At 69.9% G+C, this 15,148-nt stretch carries 14 protein-coding genes; 10 read left to right on the forward strand and 4 right to left on the reverse strand.

The genetic code is table 11. The annotated features are described in order from the left end of the window. Positions 1-282: 282 nt before the first annotated feature. The 6 genes from AB0F15_RS10840 (at position 283) to AB0F15_RS10865 (ending at position 8,472) form a co-directional block, all read left to right on the forward strand. Positions 283-2,040: a glycoside hydrolase family 3 protein gene (locus AB0F15_RS10840; RefSeq protein ID WP_360268621.1), complete on the forward strand. Its 1,758-nt coding sequence runs from the start codon at positions 283-285 to the stop codon at positions 2,038-2,040. Next, positions 2,037-3,305 carry a DUF1343 domain-containing protein gene (locus AB0F15_RS10845; RefSeq protein WP_360268476.1) on the forward strand — a complete coding sequence of 423 codons (1,269 nt, stop codon included), beginning with the start codon at positions 2,037-2,039 and terminating at the stop codon, positions 3,303-3,305. The genes AB0F15_RS10840 and AB0F15_RS10845 overlap by 4 nt, the downstream gene beginning before the upstream one ends. Before the next feature lie 11 nt (positions 3,306-3,316). After that, positions 3,317-5,086 (forward strand): serine hydrolase, encoded by a 1,770-nt coding sequence (locus AB0F15_RS10850; protein WP_360268479.1) that lies wholly within the window; start codon positions 3,317-3,319, stop codon positions 5,084-5,086. Positions 5,087-5,297: 211 nt separating this feature from the next. Next, positions 5,298-6,299 carry a MurR/RpiR family transcriptional regulator gene (locus tag AB0F15_RS10855; RefSeq protein WP_360268482.1) on the forward strand — a complete coding sequence of 334 codons (1,002 nt, stop codon included), beginning with the start codon at positions 5,298-5,300 and terminating at the stop codon, positions 6,297-6,299. 23 nt (positions 6,300-6,322) lie between these two features. Beyond that, positions 6,323-7,252 carry an N-acetylmuramic acid 6-phosphate etherase gene (locus tag AB0F15_RS10860; protein WP_360268485.1) on the forward strand — a complete coding sequence of 310 codons (930 nt, stop codon included), beginning with the start codon at positions 6,323-6,325 and terminating at the stop codon, positions 7,250-7,252. Positions 7,253-7,377: 125 nt separating this feature from the next. Beyond that, positions 7,378-8,472, forward strand: coding sequence for a HoxN/HupN/NixA family nickel/cobalt transporter (locus AB0F15_RS10865; protein WP_360268487.1), 1,095 nt, complete (start codon positions 7,378-7,380; stop codon positions 8,470-8,472). Here AB0F15_RS10865 and AB0F15_RS10870 read toward each other — a convergent pair. After that, positions 8,408-9,601, reverse strand: a complete 1,194-nt coding sequence (locus AB0F15_RS10870; protein WP_360268490.1) for an MFS transporter — start codon at positions 9,599-9,601, stop codon at positions 8,408-8,410. The two genes, AB0F15_RS10865 and AB0F15_RS10870, sit on opposite strands and share 65 nt — an antisense overlap. 59 nt (positions 9,602-9,660) lie before the next feature. On the opposite strand from AB0F15_RS10870, the gene AB0F15_RS10875 reads away from it, so the two are divergent. Further along, a complete protein-coding gene (locus AB0F15_RS10875; RefSeq protein WP_360268493.1) occupies positions 9,661-9,966 on the forward strand; it encodes a helix-turn-helix domain-containing protein in 306 nt (101 codons plus the stop codon). On the opposite strand, the gene AB0F15_RS10880 is transcribed toward AB0F15_RS10875, so the two are convergent. Continuing rightward, entirely contained in the window at positions 9,963-10,685 is a 723-nt protein-coding gene (locus AB0F15_RS10880; protein WP_360268496.1) for an oxidoreductase, read from the reverse strand. The two genes, AB0F15_RS10875 and AB0F15_RS10880, sit on opposite strands and share 4 nt — an antisense overlap. Next, the gene (locus AB0F15_RS10885) at positions 10,678-11,175 is read right to left on the reverse strand and encodes a phosphoribosyltransferase (RefSeq protein WP_360268499.1); all 498 of its coding nucleotides are present in this window, start codon (positions 11,173-11,175) and stop codon (positions 10,678-10,680) included. The genes AB0F15_RS10880 and AB0F15_RS10885 overlap by 8 nt, the downstream gene beginning before the upstream one ends. A 112-nt stretch (positions 11,176-11,287) precedes the next feature. On the opposite strand from AB0F15_RS10885, the gene AB0F15_RS10890 reads away from it, so the two are divergent. The 3 genes from AB0F15_RS10890 (at position 11,288) to AB0F15_RS10900 (ending at position 14,590) form a co-directional block, all read left to right on the forward strand. Beyond that, the gene (locus tag AB0F15_RS10890; protein ID WP_360268502.1) at positions 11,288-11,890 is read left to right on the forward strand and encodes a GNAT family protein; all 603 of its coding nucleotides are present in this window, start codon (positions 11,288-11,290) and stop codon (positions 11,888-11,890) included. Between the two features lie 100 nt (positions 11,891-11,990). Next, complete coding sequence (gene acs / locus AB0F15_RS10895) at positions 11,991-13,973, forward strand: acetate--CoA ligase (RefSeq protein WP_360268505.1); 1,983 nt, start codon at positions 11,991-11,993, stop codon at positions 13,971-13,973. 143 nt (positions 13,974-14,116) lie between these two features. Then, the gene (locus AB0F15_RS10900; protein ID WP_360268508.1) at positions 14,117-14,590 is read left to right on the forward strand and encodes a DUF6319 family protein; all 474 of its coding nucleotides are present in this window, start codon (positions 14,117-14,119) and stop codon (positions 14,588-14,590) included. Positions 14,591-14,762: 172 nt separating this feature from the next. On the opposite strand, the gene AB0F15_RS10905 is transcribed toward AB0F15_RS10900, so the two are convergent. Beyond that, on the reverse strand, positions 14,763-15,104 hold the full coding sequence (locus AB0F15_RS10905; protein ID WP_360268511.1) for a cupin domain-containing protein: 342 nt from the start codon (positions 15,102-15,104) through the stop codon (positions 14,763-14,765). Positions 15,105-15,148: the final 44 nt, after the last annotated feature.

Genomic DNA, 15,148 nt, shown 5'->3' on the forward strand with positions numbered 1-15,148 from the left:
CTCGCGTGACTGGGGCCGGGACTCGCGTGGTTGGGGGCGGGGTCGGCGGCCGTTCGGACCTGCTTGCACCTTGCGAACGGCGAATTTCCTACCGATCCGGGTACGACTGGACCGTTCGTGCGGTCGGTCGATGGACATCGCCGGATTCGGTGAGTAGCTTCCCGATATTGGCGCCTCCGAGTGGACTTCTGACGTCCCGACCGGCGCCCGCAACTTTCTGGGAGGCTGGTCGTGACGACCCGAAATCGGAGGTTCCATGCGCTCGCCCTGCCCGTCGCGGGGCTGCTCGCGCTCACCGGTGTGGGTGTCGCGACCGCGGCGAGTGCACCGCGGGTGAGCGCCGACGCGCAGGCGGAGGCCGCGGCGGCACTGGCGCTGCGCGGGCTGACGCTCGAGCAGAAGGTCGGGCAGCTGTTCGTCACCTGGGTGAACGGCAAGACGGCCGACGAGGTCCACCCGAAGAACCAGGCGGACTTCGGGGTCGACACCCCGGCGCAGGTGATCGAGAAGTACCACCTGGGCGGGGTCATCTACTTCGACAACGCCACGCGCGACAACTTCGACAATCCCGTGCAGGTCGCGAAGCTGTCCAACGGCCTCCAACGGGCCGCGGTCACGAGCGGAGCGCACATCCCGCTGCAGATCGCCGCCGACCAGGAGGGCGGCACCGTCACGCGGATGGGCGCGCCGGCCACCGAGTTCCCGAACGCCATGGCCATCTCCGCCGGGCGGGACACGAACCGCGCGACGCAGGCCGCGACGATCCTCGCCCGTGAGCTGCGGGCCGTCGGCATCAACCAGGACTTCGCGCCCGACTCGGACGTCAACTCCAACCCCGTCAACCCGGTCATCGGCGTCCGGTCCTTCTCCGGGCAGCCGGGCCTGGCCGGCGACTTCGTCAGGGCCGAGGTCAAAGGCTTCCAGAACTCGGGCCTCCCGTCGAAGACGGTCGCGGCGACCGCCAAGCACTTCCCCGGGCACGGCGCCGCGCCGACCGACAGCCACACCGGGCTGCCGCGGGTCGACAGCACCGAGGCGCAGTGGCGGGCCACCGACGTGCCGCCGTTCAAGGCCGCGATCGCGACCGGCGTCGCCTCGATCATGAGCGCGCACATCCAGTTCCCCAGCCTCGACCCGTCGCTCGAACCCGCGACGCTGTCGAAGCCGATCATCACCGGCAGGCTGCGCGACGAGCTGCACTACAACGGCGTCGTCATCACCGACTCCCTCGAGATGGAAGGCGTGCGCAAGCTGCACAGCGACGCCGAGATCCCGGTGCTCGCGCTGAAGGCGGGCGTCGACCAGCTGCTGATGCCCGTGCACCTCGACGTCGCGATCAACTCGGTGCTCACCGCCGTCAGGTCCGGTGACATCCCGATGTGGCGGATCGACCAGAGCGTGCTGCGCGTGCTGAAGCTGAAGTTCCAGCACGGCATCCTGTTCTCGCCGTTCGTCGACACCGGCCGGGTGATGAAGACCGTCGGCATCCCGCCGAGCCTCCGGACCGCCCAGGACATCGCCGACCGCGGCATCACGGCCATCGCCAACGACGCCGGTCTCCTGCCCCTGAAACAGCAGCCCGCGACGGCGCTCGTCACCGGCTGGGGCGTCTCCACGACGGCGACGCTCGCGCAGAAGCTGACGGCGCACGGCACCGCCGCGACGGCCTACCAAACCGGTCAGGTCCCGACGGACGCCCAGATCACGCAGGCCGTCGCGAACGCCGCGAACGCCGACCTGGTCGTCGTGCTGACCAACAACATCGCCACCTACCCCCGGCAGACCAAGCTGCTCGACGCCCTCCAGGCCACCGGGAAGCCGGTCGTCGCGGTCGCCGCGCAGATTCCGTACGACGCCGGTTACCCGACGACCGTGCGGACCTGGCTGGCCACCTACGGCTACATCACGCCGACCCTCGAGGCGCTGGCCAAGGTGATCCTCGGCGAGACGAAGCCGGTCGGGAAGCTGCCGGTCGACATCCCGGCGGGAGCCGACGTGCAGACCGTGAAGTACCCGTTCGGCCACGGGCTGACCTGGTGACGCTCAACCGGCGCCACTTCCTCGGCGCGAGCGCGCTCGCCGTCCCGGTCCTGGCGGGCGGTTCGGCCGTCGCGGGAGCCGAGCCCGAACAGGCCGAACAGGGGCGTGGGCGCGTCCTCACCGGCGCGGAGCAGCTGGCCGCGCAGGGCTGGCGCGCCTTCAAGGGCCGCAAGCTGGGCGTGCTGTCGAACCCGACCGGCGTCCTGCTGAACGGTGACCACATCGTCGACTCGATGGTCGCCGCCGGCGTGAAACCGGTGGCGGCCTTCGGGCCCGAACACGGCTTCCGCGGCAGCGCGCAGGCCGGTGGGTCCGAGGGCGACTACACCGACCCTCGCACCGGCGTGCCGGTGTACGACGCGTACGGCGTCGACGCGACGAAGCTCGCCTCGCTGTTCACCAAGGCGGGCGTCGACACGGTCGTGTTCGACATCGCCGACGTCGGCGCGCGCTTCTACACCTACATCTGGTCGCTCTACACCGCGATGGTCGCCGCCGCGAAGGTGAACGCGGCCCTCGTCGTGCTCGACCGGCCGAACCCGCTCGGCGGCCGGGCGGCCGGGCCGGTGCTCGACCCGAAGTTCGCCTCCGGGATCGGGCGGAAGCCGATCGCGCAGCAACACGGCATGACCGCCGGCGAGCTCGCGCGCTTCTTCGCCGAGGAGTTCCTGCCCGGCGAGGGGGTGAAGCTCGAGCATCTCGACGTCGTCCGGCTGCGCGGCTGGCAGCGCGACACGCTCTTCGCGCGAACCGGGCTGAACTGGGTGCTGCCGAGCCCGAACATGCCGACGCCGGACACGGCACTCGTCTACCCGGGCACCGGGATGTTCGAAGGAACGGTGTTCTCCGAAGGCCGCGGGACGACCCGGCCGTTCGAGATCATCGGCGCGCCCGGCCTCGACTGGCGCTGGCGAGAGAAGCTCGAGGACCTCGCGCTGCCCGGGGCCCGGTTCCGCGAGACCTACTTCGTGCCCACGTTCAGCAAGTTCGTCAACCAGACGTGCGGCGGCGTGCAGCTGAGCGTCGCCGACCCGCGGGCCTTCGACGCGATCCGGACCGCGGTCGCCATGCTCGTCACGGCGAAGTCCCTGCACCCGGACGTCTTCGCCTGGCGCCTGGACAACTACATCGACAAGCTCTCCGGGTCCGACCGGCTCCGGACCATGGTCGACGCCGGCGCGGGTGTCGACGAGGTCACCGGCGCCTGGCGGGCCGAGCTGGCCGAGTTCGACCGGAGACGCCGCCACTACCTGCTCTATCGCTGAGGGGGAGACTCATGCGTGCTAGGAAGGTTCTCGTCGCGGCCACCGGAGTGCTGGTCGCGCTGACCACGTTGACCGTGTCGGACTCGGGAGCCAGCGCCATCACCAGCCACGATCCGGCGGCCGGCCGCTTCGACCGGCCGCAGCACGGGTTCGCCCCGCCGTGGACGACGCTGCGCGACGGCCGCCCGGGTGACGTCGGCCTCGACCCGGCCCCGATCAAGGCGGCGGAGGACTTCCTGGCGGGCTGGACGCAGCCGGACGCCGTCACCGGGCACCCGCACTTCTCCGGGGCGGTCGGCCTCCTGGCGCACGACGGCGTGGTCGTCGACCGGTACGCGGTCGGTGGCGCGCTGCGCTACGCCGACGCCAAGGGCACCGAGCTGCCCGCGGACCAGCAGGTCCCGATGCGCGCCGACACCATCTTCGACATGGCGTCGATCTCGAAGCTGTTCACCTCGATCGCCGTGCTCCAGCTGGTCGAACGCGGGCAGTTCACCATCGACACCCCGGTGAGCCGGTTCTTCCCGGAGTTCGCCACCGGCGACAAGGCCGCCATCACGGTCAAGATGCTGCTCACGCACACCTCCGGGTTCGACGCCGACCCGATCCCGTCGCTCTGGGCGGGCTACCCGGACATCCCGTCGCGCCGGCAGGCCGTGCTCGACAGCCCGCTGAAGAACAAGCCGGGGACGACGTACCTCTACTCGGACATCAACCTGCTGACGCTCGGCTTCATCGTCGAGAAGCTGACGGGGCAGTCCCTCGACAAGGTCGTCCACGACCGGATCACCGCGCCGCTGGGCATGGCCGACACCGGCTACAACCTGCCCGCGGCGAAGCTGGCCCGGATCGCCGCGACGGAGTTCGAGGCGAACCCGCCGCGCGGGATGGTGCGCGGCAGCGTGCACGACGAGAACGCGTGGTCGCTCGGCGGCGTGGCCGGCCACGCCGGCGTGTTCAGCACCGCGAGCGACATGGCCACCCTCGCGCAGACGATCCTCAACGGCGGCGGTTACCGCGGGCACCGGATCCTCGGCCAGGAGACCGTCCGCCAGATGCTGACGAACTACAACCAGCAGTTCCCGGACGACGCCCACGGCCTCGGCTTCGAGCTCGACCAGCCCTGGTACATGGGTGCGCTGGCGTCACCGGTCACCGCCGGGCACACCGGTTTCACCGGAACGACGCTGGTCATCGACCCGGAGTCCCGGTCCTTCGCGATCTTGCTGACCAACCGGGTGCACCCGGCCCGGACCTGGGGCTCGATCAACACCGCCCGTCAGGTGTGGGCGACGTCGCTGGCGAGGGCCATGGCCGTGCGGCCGGCCGTCGGAAAGGACGCCTGGACGAGCACGCTGGGTAACGCCGGCGTCGCCACGCTCAGTACCCGGGCATTTACCACGCAAAGTGATCAAGCGCACGTCTCGTTCTCTGCCTTCGTGGACACCGAGGGCAGTACTGATCCACTTCAGCTGCAGGCCAGCACCGACGGCGTGAACTGGCAACCGGTCACCGTGGCTGTTTCCGGACCGGGGGCACCCTCCGGAACCACGACGTCGCTCTCCGGACACGGGCACCGTGCCTGGTGGAAGGTGGTGGGCACGCTGCCACAAGGCGCGTCGGTGAGCCTCCGCTGGCGTTACAGCACCGACCCGAGTTACACGGGCCGAGGAGTTTCCGTGGACGGTGTGAAAGTCACCGAGAGCGGCCGATCACTCCTCGACGGTGAACGGAACCCCTCGATTTTCGTCGCAGAGGGTTGGCAGTTGAGCTCTCGGTGACGGATCCATCGCCGGTTGTCGACGACAAGCCGAAGTTTACCGTCCCCTTGCCGCTTGCACCGCGACACTAAGTTGCCAAGTCGTTAGCTTGAGCTCGTTAACAAGGTCGACCCTGTTGGCGACTTTCTGGTCAACGATTAATCGCAAATCTAGATCCGCAGACACGGACGGGTTGCGATCGTACCGAAGGGTGTGGGTAGCCTTGTCGCAAATGCCAACGGTTAGTAACTTTCCGACGGTGAGTGATACCGAATCCGTAGCCGACTCGGCACCGTCCGAGCCCGTATCGGTCCAGACGGCCGTGCGGGACGCCGACTCCAGCCCGCTGGTGCGGATCCGGTCTCTGCTCCCCGGACTGGCCCGCGCCGAACAGCGCGTGGCCAAGGTGGTGCTGGAAGATCCCGCGCACGTGGCGCGGCGCAGCATCACCGAGGTGGCCCTGGCCGCCAACACGAGCGAGACCACGGTGACGCGGTTCTGCAAGGCCGTCGGCGTCGGCGGGTACCCGCAGCTGCGCATCGCGCTGGCCGCGGACACCGCCCGCACCGAGGCGCGCAGCTCGCGCAACCTCGGCGGCGAAATCGGCCCGGAGGACGACCTGGCCGCCGTGATCGGCAAGGTCAGCTTCGCCGACGCGCGGGCCGTCGAGGAGACCGCCGACCAGCTCGACGTCGCCACGCTGCAGCGCGTGATCGAGGTCGTCGCCAACGCCGGCCGGGTGGACGTCTACGGCGTGGGCGCCAGCGCGTTCGTCGCCGCCGACCTGCAGCAGAAGCTGCACCGCATCGGCCGCGTGTGCTTCGCGTGGTCGGACACGCACATCATGCTCACCTCGGCCGCGGTGCTCAGTCCCGGTGACGTCGCGATCGGCGTCTCGCACACCGGTGCCACCACCGACACCGTCGAGGCGCTGCGTGTGGCGCGTGAGCACGGCGCGAACACCATCGCCGTGACGAACTTCCCGCGCTCCCCGATCACCGAGGTCTCCGACCACGTTTTGACGACGGCAGCGCGGGAAACCACGTTCCGTTCGGGTGCCACGGCAAGCCGGATCGCTCAGCTCACCGTCATCGACTGCCTGTTCATCGGGGTCGCGCAGCGGCACATGGACGCGTCGGTCAACGCACTGGACGCGACGAGGGACGCAGTCGGATCGCACCGCTTGGGGGTCAGGCCGGACGGTCGTCGCCGTCCGCGGGAAACCGGCAAGTAATGCCCGGAGAAAAAGTGAGGCGCATGATGACCGTCCCCCTGCAGGCGGTGCACGTCGATTCGCCGACCGAGACCCGCAATCCCCGCACCAAGGACATCGACCTGATGTCCACCGCGGGGATCCTGGGCGCGATCAACGCCGAGGACCGTACGGTCCCCGGTGCCGTCGCCGCGGTGCTGCCCCAGATGGCGCACGCGGTGGACTACGCCGTGGACGCCCTGCGGGCCGGTGGCCGGGTGCACTACGTCGGCGCGGGCACGTCCGGGCGGCTGGCCACCCTGGACGCGGCCGAGCTGGTGCCGACGTTCAACGTGCCGGGCGACTGGTTCATCGCGCACCACGCCGGCGGCGAGCGCGCGTTGCGCCAGGCCGTCGAAAACGCGGAGGACGACTCCGCGGCGGGGGCCGCCGAGATGGCCGCGATGGTGCAGCCCGGCGACTTCGTGCTCGGGCTGACGGCGTCGGGCAGGACGCCGTACGTGCTGGGTGCGCTGGCCGCGGCCTCGCGCCAGGGCGCCCGGACCGGGCTGGTCTCGGGCAACGCCAAGGCCGCGAAGCCGGCCGGGGTGGACGTGCTCATCGCCGTCGACACCGGCCCGGAGGCAATTGCCGGCTCGACCCGGATGAAGGCGGGCACGGCGCAGAAGATGATCCTCACGTCGTTCTCCACAGCGACGATGATCAAGCTGGGCCGGACCTACTCCAACCTGATGGTCAGCATGCGGGCCACCAACGCGAAGCTGCGCGGCCGGACCATCCGGATCCTGCAGGAAGCCACCGGCATGACGATGGCGGACTGCTCGGACGCGCTCACCGAGGCCGGGGGCGACCTCAAGGTGGCGCTGGTGCACCTGCTCTCCGGGGAAGAGGTCAAGAGCGCGGCGAAGGCGCTGCACACGTCGGGCGGGCACGTGCGCAAGGCACTGGACACCCTGCGGGTGCGTGCGAGCTGACCCCCGGTTTTCGGGGGTTCCGGGTGGCGGACCCCCGGCCCTGGGGGCGAGAAGGGATCGGACAGGATTGCCCTTCATCTGTTCACCTGCCTAACCTCTCAGATGAGAGGAAAGGCGGGTGGGCGATGGCGGGCGCAGACACGGCCGAGGACTCGCGGCGCGGGCTTTCGCGTCGCGAGTGGGTGTCGATCGGCGGGATGGCCGGGTTCATCCTGCTGCTGAACGTCGTGGGCTGGGTCGTGCTGGCCGCGTTCGTGGCGCCGCAGCACTACGCGCTGGGCACGTCCGGCGTGTTCGGGATCGGGCTCGGCGTCACCGCCTTCACGCTGGGCATGCGGCACGCGTTCGACGCCGACCACATCGCCGCGATCGACAACACCACCCGCAAGCTGATGGCGGACGGGCGGCGGCCGCTGTCGGTCGGGTTCTGGTTCTCACTCGGGCACTCGACGATCGTCTTCGTGCTGTGCCTGCTGCTCTCCCTCGGCGTCCGCGCGCTGGCCGGGCAGGTCCAGGACGGTTCGTCGCCGTTGCACGAAGCCACCGGCCTGATCGGGACGTCGGTGTCCGGGGTGTTCCTGTACGTGATCGCGATCCTGAACCTCGTCGTGCTCGTCGGGATCCTGCGCGTGTTCCGGCGGATGCGCCGCGGCGACTTCGACGAAGCCGCGCTCGAACGCCACCTGGACAACCGCGGCGTGCTGAACCGGCTGCTGCGCGGCGCGACGAAGGCCGTGCGCAAGCCGTGGCACATCTACCCGGTCGGGCTGCTGTTCGGGCTGGGTTTCGACACCGCGACCGAGATCGGCCTGCTCGTGCTCGCCGCGGGCGCCGCGACGTTCGCGCTGCCGTGGTACGCGATCCTCGTGCTGCCGATCCTGTTCGCCGCCGGCATGACCCTGTTCGACACCGTGGACGGCTGCTTCATGAACTTCGCCTACGGCTGGGCGTTCGCGAAGCCGGTGCGCAAGATCTTCTACAACATCACGGTGACCGCGCTGTCGGTCGCGGTGGCGCTGCTCATCGGGACCATCGAGCTGGTGTCGATCCTCGCCGAGAAGCTGGCCATCACGTCGGGCCCGCTGGCCGCGATCGCTTCGGTGAACCTGGACTACGTCGGCTTCGGGATCGTCGGGTTGTTCGTGCTGACGTGGGTCATCGCGCTGGCGGTGTGGCGGATCGGGCGGATCGAAGAGAAGTGGTCGGCGAAGCTCTCCTGATCGCGACGCCGAGCGCCGCGACGGCGGCGAGCGCGCCGGCCGGCCCCACCCACGAGGGCCCGGCGGTGGCGAGGACCACTCCGCCCACCGCGGAACCGAGTGCGCCGCCGACGTAGATCGCCGAGCCGTTCAGTCCCAGTGCGACAGTCGGGGCGTCCGGCGCGAGCGTGAACAGCCGGTGCTGCTGCGGCACCATCAGCATCCCGACGAAGACCCCGGAGAAGAAGGCGAGCAGCAGCGCGCCGGGCAGCGACAGCACGGCGAAGTCCAGGACGGTGAGCACGACCGCGGTGCCCGCCAGCGAGAGCGCCAGTACCCGGGCCGGCCCGAACCGGTCGGTGGCGCGGCCGGTGAACGTCGTGCCCGCCACCTGGCCGATGCCGGACCCGACGAGCACCCACGACAGCACCGCACCGCTCGCGACCGGCGCGACCAGCACCGGCAGGTAGACGAACACGGTGAACCCGGCGAGCGTGCCGAGGACCGTCACCAGCAGCACGCGGGCGATCGGCGGCCGCCCGACCACCGCCAGCCGGGCCCGCAGGCCCGCGGCGGGCACGCGGACCTCGGGGATCAGCGGGATCAGCAGCGCGACGAGCACGGCGATCACCCCGATCCCCCACATCACCGCGCGCCAGCCGAGCCAGTTCCCGGCCAGCACGCCGATCGGGACACCCAGCACCATCGAAACGCTCATCCCGGCCGCGACGGTCGCGAGCGCGCGGCCACGGCGTGCTTCGGACGAAAGCGCCCCGGCGAGCACGTAGGCGTTGGACTGGAAGGCGGCCGCGCCGATCGCGGCGAGCAGCCGCGCGGCGGCGACCACCGCGAACGTCGTGCCGAGCGCCTGCCCGGCCATGCCGGCGGTGAACAGCGCCATGCCGCCGGCCAGCAGCCACCGGCGGTCCCAGCCGCCGGTGAACGCGGCGATGAGCGGCGACGCGATCGCGTACGTCAGGGCGAAGACGGTGGTGAGCTGACCCGCGACGGACTCCGTCACGTGCAGGTCGGCGGCGATGACCGGCAGCAGGCCGTTGAGCACGAACCCGTCGGTGCCGACGGTGAACGTGCCCACCGCGAGGACGAGCAGGCCCCCCGGTCGATCATTAGATGATCGTCGAATCGTCATGCGGCCATGATGGGGCTATACTTCGATTGTTGTCAAACGATCCAAGTATGGAGGGACGGGTGGCCAGGACACTGCCGCAGCCGGCGCGCGAGTCGATCGAAATCGTCACCGTGCTGCAGGCGCTCGCCGACCCCGTGCGCCTGGAGGTCCTCCGCGAACTGGCGAAGGTGACCGAGCCGCGAAGCTGCTCGCTCGAGGAGTACGACGTCGACATCACGGCCGCGACGCTGTCGCACCACTGGCGCGTGCTGCGCGAAGCCGGGCTGACGACGACGTTCGTCGACGGACGGCGCCGCTGGGTCGAGCTACGCCGCGACGACCTCCAAGCGCGGTTCCCCGGGCTGCTGGACGCCGTCCTCCGTTAGGAAGCCGCGTCGGAAATGCTCTTCGCTTCGCGAGCACCCGATTCGAACGCTTCGCAGCAGAAGAGCAGCCACGCGCGTACGCCTTCGGGTGTCCCGTGCGCAAAACCGTCCGCGGCTTCGAGATAGCGCGGCACGCGGCGGAAGAACGCGACCTCCGGCACGGTCAGCGCCTTCGGGTCGAGGCCCGTCGCGACCATCGTCAGCCGGGCGGCCGCGCGCGCAACGACGCCGTCCGCGCTGCCGAACGGCTTGAGCGCCAGCAGTTCCCCGTGCACCACGGCCGTCAGTACCGGGCCGGGCACCGACGTCGCCCCGGTCACCAGCTGGGCCAGCAGCTCGAGCCGGCCACCACCGGAATGCGGTCGCCCCAAGGCATCCGGGTCGTCGACGAGGTCCGCCGCGGCCAGGACGTGCAGCCGGGCGAGGGCCTGCATCGGCGCGCGGCGCCACGTCGGCAACAGCGATTCCAGCGTCTCCGCGACGCGCAACGCGCCGGCGAGGACGGGGTCGTCGACCGCGCCGTCGGCGGGCAGCTCGGGGTTCGCTCCCTCGATGCCGGCGGACGCGCGGGCGGCCCGCACCGACGCCTCGGCCGCGGTCGCCGCGCCGCCGCGGAGGTTCGCCGGGAGGCGGTGCACCGCGAAGACGGCGTCCTGGGCGGACTTCGCCGCCGCCGCGACGCCGTCGAGGTCGAGCAGGGGCTTCAGCGGATCAGGCATCGAGCACCTGGCCTTCGCGGGAGACCACGGGCGGCAGGACCGACCACGGGAAGTTGATCCAGCGGTCGGTGCGCCGCCAGACGTACTCGCACTTCACCGTCGAGTGCGGCTTCTCGTAGACGACGGCCGAGCGCACCTCGGCGACGTGGTCGAGGCAGAAGTCGCGGACCAGCTTGAGGGTGGCGCCGGTGTCGGCGACGTCGTCGGCGATCAGCACCTTCTTGCTCGTGAGGTCGACGACGTTGGGCACCGGCGGCAGCATCACCGGCAGGTCGAGGCGCTGGTCGATGCCGGTGTAGAACTCGACGTTCATCACGTGCAGGTTCTTCACGTCGAGCGCGTAGCCGAGCGCGCCGGCCACGAAGAGGCCGCCGCGCGCGATCGAGAGGACGAGGTCCGGCGCGAAGCCGTCTTCGGCGATGGTGTGAGCCAGTTCACGGCTCGCCGTGCCGAACAGCTCCCAGCTCAGCTCTTCCCGCTCTTCGGCCATCGAGCCCGCCCTTCGTCGTGGTCCGCCGAGCATAGGCAACTCGGAAGTGGCCTCTGAAAATGATCAGAAATTGGCCCTGCTGAGTAGCCACTGACCGGCCTACGGTGATCGCGTGAGCGACTGGACCACGCAACCGACCCTTTCCGGCGAGCACGTCCGCCTGGAACCCCTGACGCCCGAGCACGCCAAGGGCCTGCTCGAGGCCGGCGCCGACCCGGGTATCTGGACGTGGCTGAGCATCCGTCAGCCGGGGGATCTTCCCGCCGCGGAGCGGATGGTCGAGCAGGCGCTCGCCGATCCCGACCGCCGCCCCTTCGCGCAGATCGACGTCGCCTCCGGCCGCGTCGCCGGGACGACGTCGTACTACCAGGTCGTCGAGAAGCACCGGATCCTCTCGATCGGGCACACCTGGATCGGCGCGGACCGGCAGCGCACCGGACTGAACACGGAGTCCAAGCTGCTCCTGCTCACCCACGCGTTCGAAACCCTTGACGCGCAACGAGTCTCCTGGGAGACCGACATCCGCAACCTCCGCTCGCAACGAGCCATCGAGCGGCTTGGCGCGCTTCGCGAAGGCGTGCTGCGCGCGCACCGGATCCGGCCGGACGGTTCGTCGCGCGACACCGTCACCTACTCGATGGTGGCGCCGGAATGGCCCGCGGCGAAGGCCCGGCTGAACGAACGCTTAGTCACCAGCGCTCCCCTGGCTCGGTGAACCGGCAGGCCTACGTGGGTGCAACCTTTTACAAGGCGGACTAACGTCGCTAGCGTGCCGCTAGCCGTCGTTTCGGCGCACTACAGGAGGCCTTGCAACCATGACCGAGCAGTCCCCAGCCCTGGACAACCTGCTCACCGAGAGCCGCACCTTCCCGCCCAGCGAAGATTTCGCTGCTCAGGCCAACGCGAAGGCCGACCTCTACGCCGAGGCGGACGCCGATCGCGAAGCGTTCTGGGCGAAGCAGGCCGATCGGCTCACGTGGGACACGAAGTGGACCACGATACTGGACTGGACCAATGCGCCGTTCGCGAAGTGGTTCGTCGGCGGCAAGCTGAACGTCACCTACAACTGCGTCGACCGGCACGTCGAATCCGGCCACGGTGACCAGGTCGCGATCCACTGGGTCGGCGAGCCGGGTGACACCCGGGACATCACCTACGCCGAGCTGAAGACCGAGGTTTCCAAGGCTGCCAACGCACTCGCGTCGCTGGGCGTCACTGCCGGCGATGTCGTGGCGATCCAGCTGCAGATGGTGCCCGAGGCCATCTTCGCGATGCTCGCGTGCGCGCGGATCGGCGTGCTGCACAACGTCGTCTTCGGCGGCTTCTCGCCGACGGCCCTGCGGGCCCGCGTCGACGACGCCGCCGCGAAGGTCGTCATCACCTCCGACGGCCAGTTCCGCCGCGGCAAGGCCGCGCCGATGAAGGCCAATGTCGACGAAGCGCTCGAAGGCGCCGAAACCGTCGAGAAGGTCATCGTCGTCAAGCGCACGGGCGACAAGCTCGAGGGCGAGGTGCCGTGGACCGACGGCCGCGACGTCTGGTGGCACGAGCTCGTCGACGGACAGTCCGAAGAGCACACTCCCGAGGCGTTCGACAGCGAGCACCCGCTGTTCATCCTCTACACGTCCGGCACGACCGGGAAGCCGAAGGGCATCCTGCACACCACCGGCGGCTACCTGACGCAGACGGCGTACACCCACCACAACGTCTTCGACCACAAGCCCGGCGAGGACGTCTACTGGTGCACCGCCGACATCGGCTGGATCACCGGCCACAGCTACATCGTCTACGGCCCGCTCGCGAACCGCGTCACGCAGGTCGTCTACGAAGGCACGCCGAACACCCCGCACGAGGGGCGGCACTGGGAGATCATCCAGAAGTACAAGGTCTCCATCTACTACACCGCGCCGACGTTGATCCGCACCTTCATGAAGTGGGGCGCGGAAATCCCCGAGAAGTACGACCTGTCGTCGCTGCGGGTGCTGGGTTCGGTCGGCGAGCCGATCAACCCCGAGGCGTGGATCTGGTACCGCGAGAACATCGGCGCGGGCCGGGCGCCCGTCGTCGACACGTGGTGGCAGACCGAGACCGGCGCGATCATGATCTCGCCGCTGCCGGGTGTCACCGCGGCGAAGCCGGGTTCGGCGCAGAAGGCGCTGCCCGGGATTTCCGCGAAGGTCGTCGACGACCAGGGCAACGAGGTCGGCCCGGGCGGCGGCGGGTACCTGGTGCTCGACAAGCCGTGGCCGTCGATGCTGCGGGGCGTCTGGGGCGACGAAGAGCGCTTCAAGGACACCTACTGGTCGCGGTTCAAGGACCAGGGCTTCTACTTCGCCGGCGACGGCGCGAAGTACGACAAGGACGGTGACGTCTGGCTGCTGGGCCGCGTCGACGACGTCATGAACGTGTCCGGGCACCGCATCTCGACGACCGAGGTCGAGTCGGCGCTGGTTTCGCACCCGACGGTGGCCGAGGCCGCGGTCGTCGGCGCGACCGACCCGACGACCGGCCAGGGCATCGTCGCGTTCGTCATCCTGCGCGGCAACGCGGTCGACGGGGGCGAAGAGGCCATCCAGGCGCTGCGCAACCACGTCGCGAAGGAGATCGGGCCGATCGCGAAGCCACGGCAGATCATGGTCGTGCCGGAGCTGCCGAAGACGCGCTCGGGCAAGATCATGCGCCGCCTGCTGCGGGACGTCGCGGAGAACCGGCAGGTCGGCGACGTCACCACGCTGGCCGACTCGTCGGTCATGGACCTCATCTCGTCGGGCCTGAAGTCGGGCAAGTCCGAGGAGTGAGCTAGCGTTCTCGCTGTCAGAGCCCTTCCGGCTTCGCGCTGGGAGGGTTCTTTCATGAACCCCCCGAGCGGCGCACTTCGAACGCATGTTCTACACTGTGCCGCGAACCACACCCACTTCCCGGGCAAGGAGACGACACGACGATGACCGTGGATGTCCTGACGCACGACGAGGAAACGGCCGAGGCCCCGACGGCGGCCCCCGCTGTTGCCACCGACGAGGCGGCCGTCACCGAGTCCGCGTCCCCCTCCTCTTCGGAGGGCGAACCCACGCCCGCCGAGGAAGAGGCCCCCAAGCCGAAGCGCGGCCGCCCGAAGGGCGCGGCGACGGCGTCGACGGCGAAGAAGACCCGCACGGTCGAGCTGATCCTGACCGTCACCGGCACCGCCGACGGCGAGTGGCAGGCCGAGCTCAAGAACGGCAGCAAGTGGGTCGCGAAGGGCCTGGAGATCCCCGCCGCCGCGGTTTCGCGCGCGGCGAAGGAGCTGCACTCCGACCTGTCGGGCCCGATCGACGAGGTGATCAACCAGGCTCGCGAGGCGCAGGCCGCGAAGGTCGCCGCGCTGGAGGCCGAGCTCGAGAAGGCCAAGCAGGCCCTCGCCGAGCTGGACGCCTGAGCTTCTCCGAAGGCTGAGCTTCATCCCAGGAAGCGCCCGGGTCCGCGTTGGCGGGGCCGGGCGTTTCCGCTTTCCCGGAGGCCCCAAGCGCCCCAAGGCCACATTGGGTGCGTTCAACGCACCCAAGGTGGCCTTCGGTGCGTTGAACGCACCGAAGGCCACATTGGGGCGCTCAGGCGATCGGTGGGCGACCCGGCAGAGGCGACTTGAACTCGACCCACATCGAGTCCGTCAGCGCCTCCACCTGGTGGATCACCCCGCGCGGGTGCAGCACCGAGTCCCCCGGCTCGAGGACGGCCTCCACGCCGTCCACCACGCCCCGCAGCTTGCCCGACAGGACGTAGACGATGCTGTCGTGGTCGTGGGCGTGGGTCGGCGACGCCACGCCCGCCGGGTAGTGGATCAGGTACGCCAGGCCGCTCTCGGCCGTCTCCAGCAGCCGGAACCGGCCTTCGCCGCCGTGGAGCGGCAGGCCCTCGACCGTGACCAGCGGCTGCCACACTTGCTCGTCCATGCCGCCCATGATGACCCAGCAACGCTGAGAGTCCACACAGGACC

It is taken from the genome of Amycolatopsis sp. NPDC026612 (genome assembly GCF_040638285.1).
Lineage (GTDB): Bacteria > Actinomycetota > Actinomycetes > Mycobacteriales > Pseudonocardiaceae > Amycolatopsis.

Bases quoted from the DNA above. Each gene is read 5' to 3' on its own strand.
- AB0F15_RS10850 (WP_360268479.1), top strand. From the start codon at position 3,317: ATGCGTGCTAGGAAGGTTCTCGTCGCGGCCACCGGAGTGCTGGTCGCG.
- AB0F15_RS10855 (WP_360268482.1), top strand. From the start codon at position 5,298: ATGCCAACGGTTAGTAACTTTCCGACGGTGAGTGATACCGAATCCGTA.
- AB0F15_RS10860 (WP_360268485.1), top strand. From the start codon at position 6,323: ATGATGACCGTCCCCCTGCAGGCGGTGCACGTCGATTCGCCGACCGAG.
- AB0F15_RS10865 (WP_360268487.1), top strand. From the start codon at position 7,378: ATGGCGGGCGCAGACACGGCCGAGGACTCGCGGCGCGGGCTTTCGCGT.
- AB0F15_RS10870 (WP_360268490.1), bottom strand. From the start codon at position 9,601: ATGACGATTCGACGATCATCTAATGATCGACCGGGGGGCCTGCTCGTC.
- AB0F15_RS10880 (WP_360268496.1), bottom strand. From the start codon at position 10,685: ATGCCTGATCCGCTGAAGCCCCTGCTCGACCTCGACGGCGTCGCGGCG.
- AB0F15_RS10885 (WP_360268499.1), bottom strand. From the start codon at position 11,175: ATGGCCGAAGAGCGGGAAGAGCTGAGCTGGGAGCTGTTCGGCACGGCG.
- acs (WP_360268505.1), top strand. From the start codon at position 11,991: ATGACCGAGCAGTCCCCAGCCCTGGACAACCTGCTCACCGAGAGCCGC.
- AB0F15_RS10900 (WP_360268508.1), top strand. From the start codon at position 14,117: ATGACCGTGGATGTCCTGACGCACGACGAGGAAACGGCCGAGGCCCCG.
- AB0F15_RS10905 (WP_360268511.1), bottom strand. From the start codon at position 15,104: ATGGACGAGCAAGTGTGGCAGCCGCTGGTCACGGTCGAGGGCCTGCCG.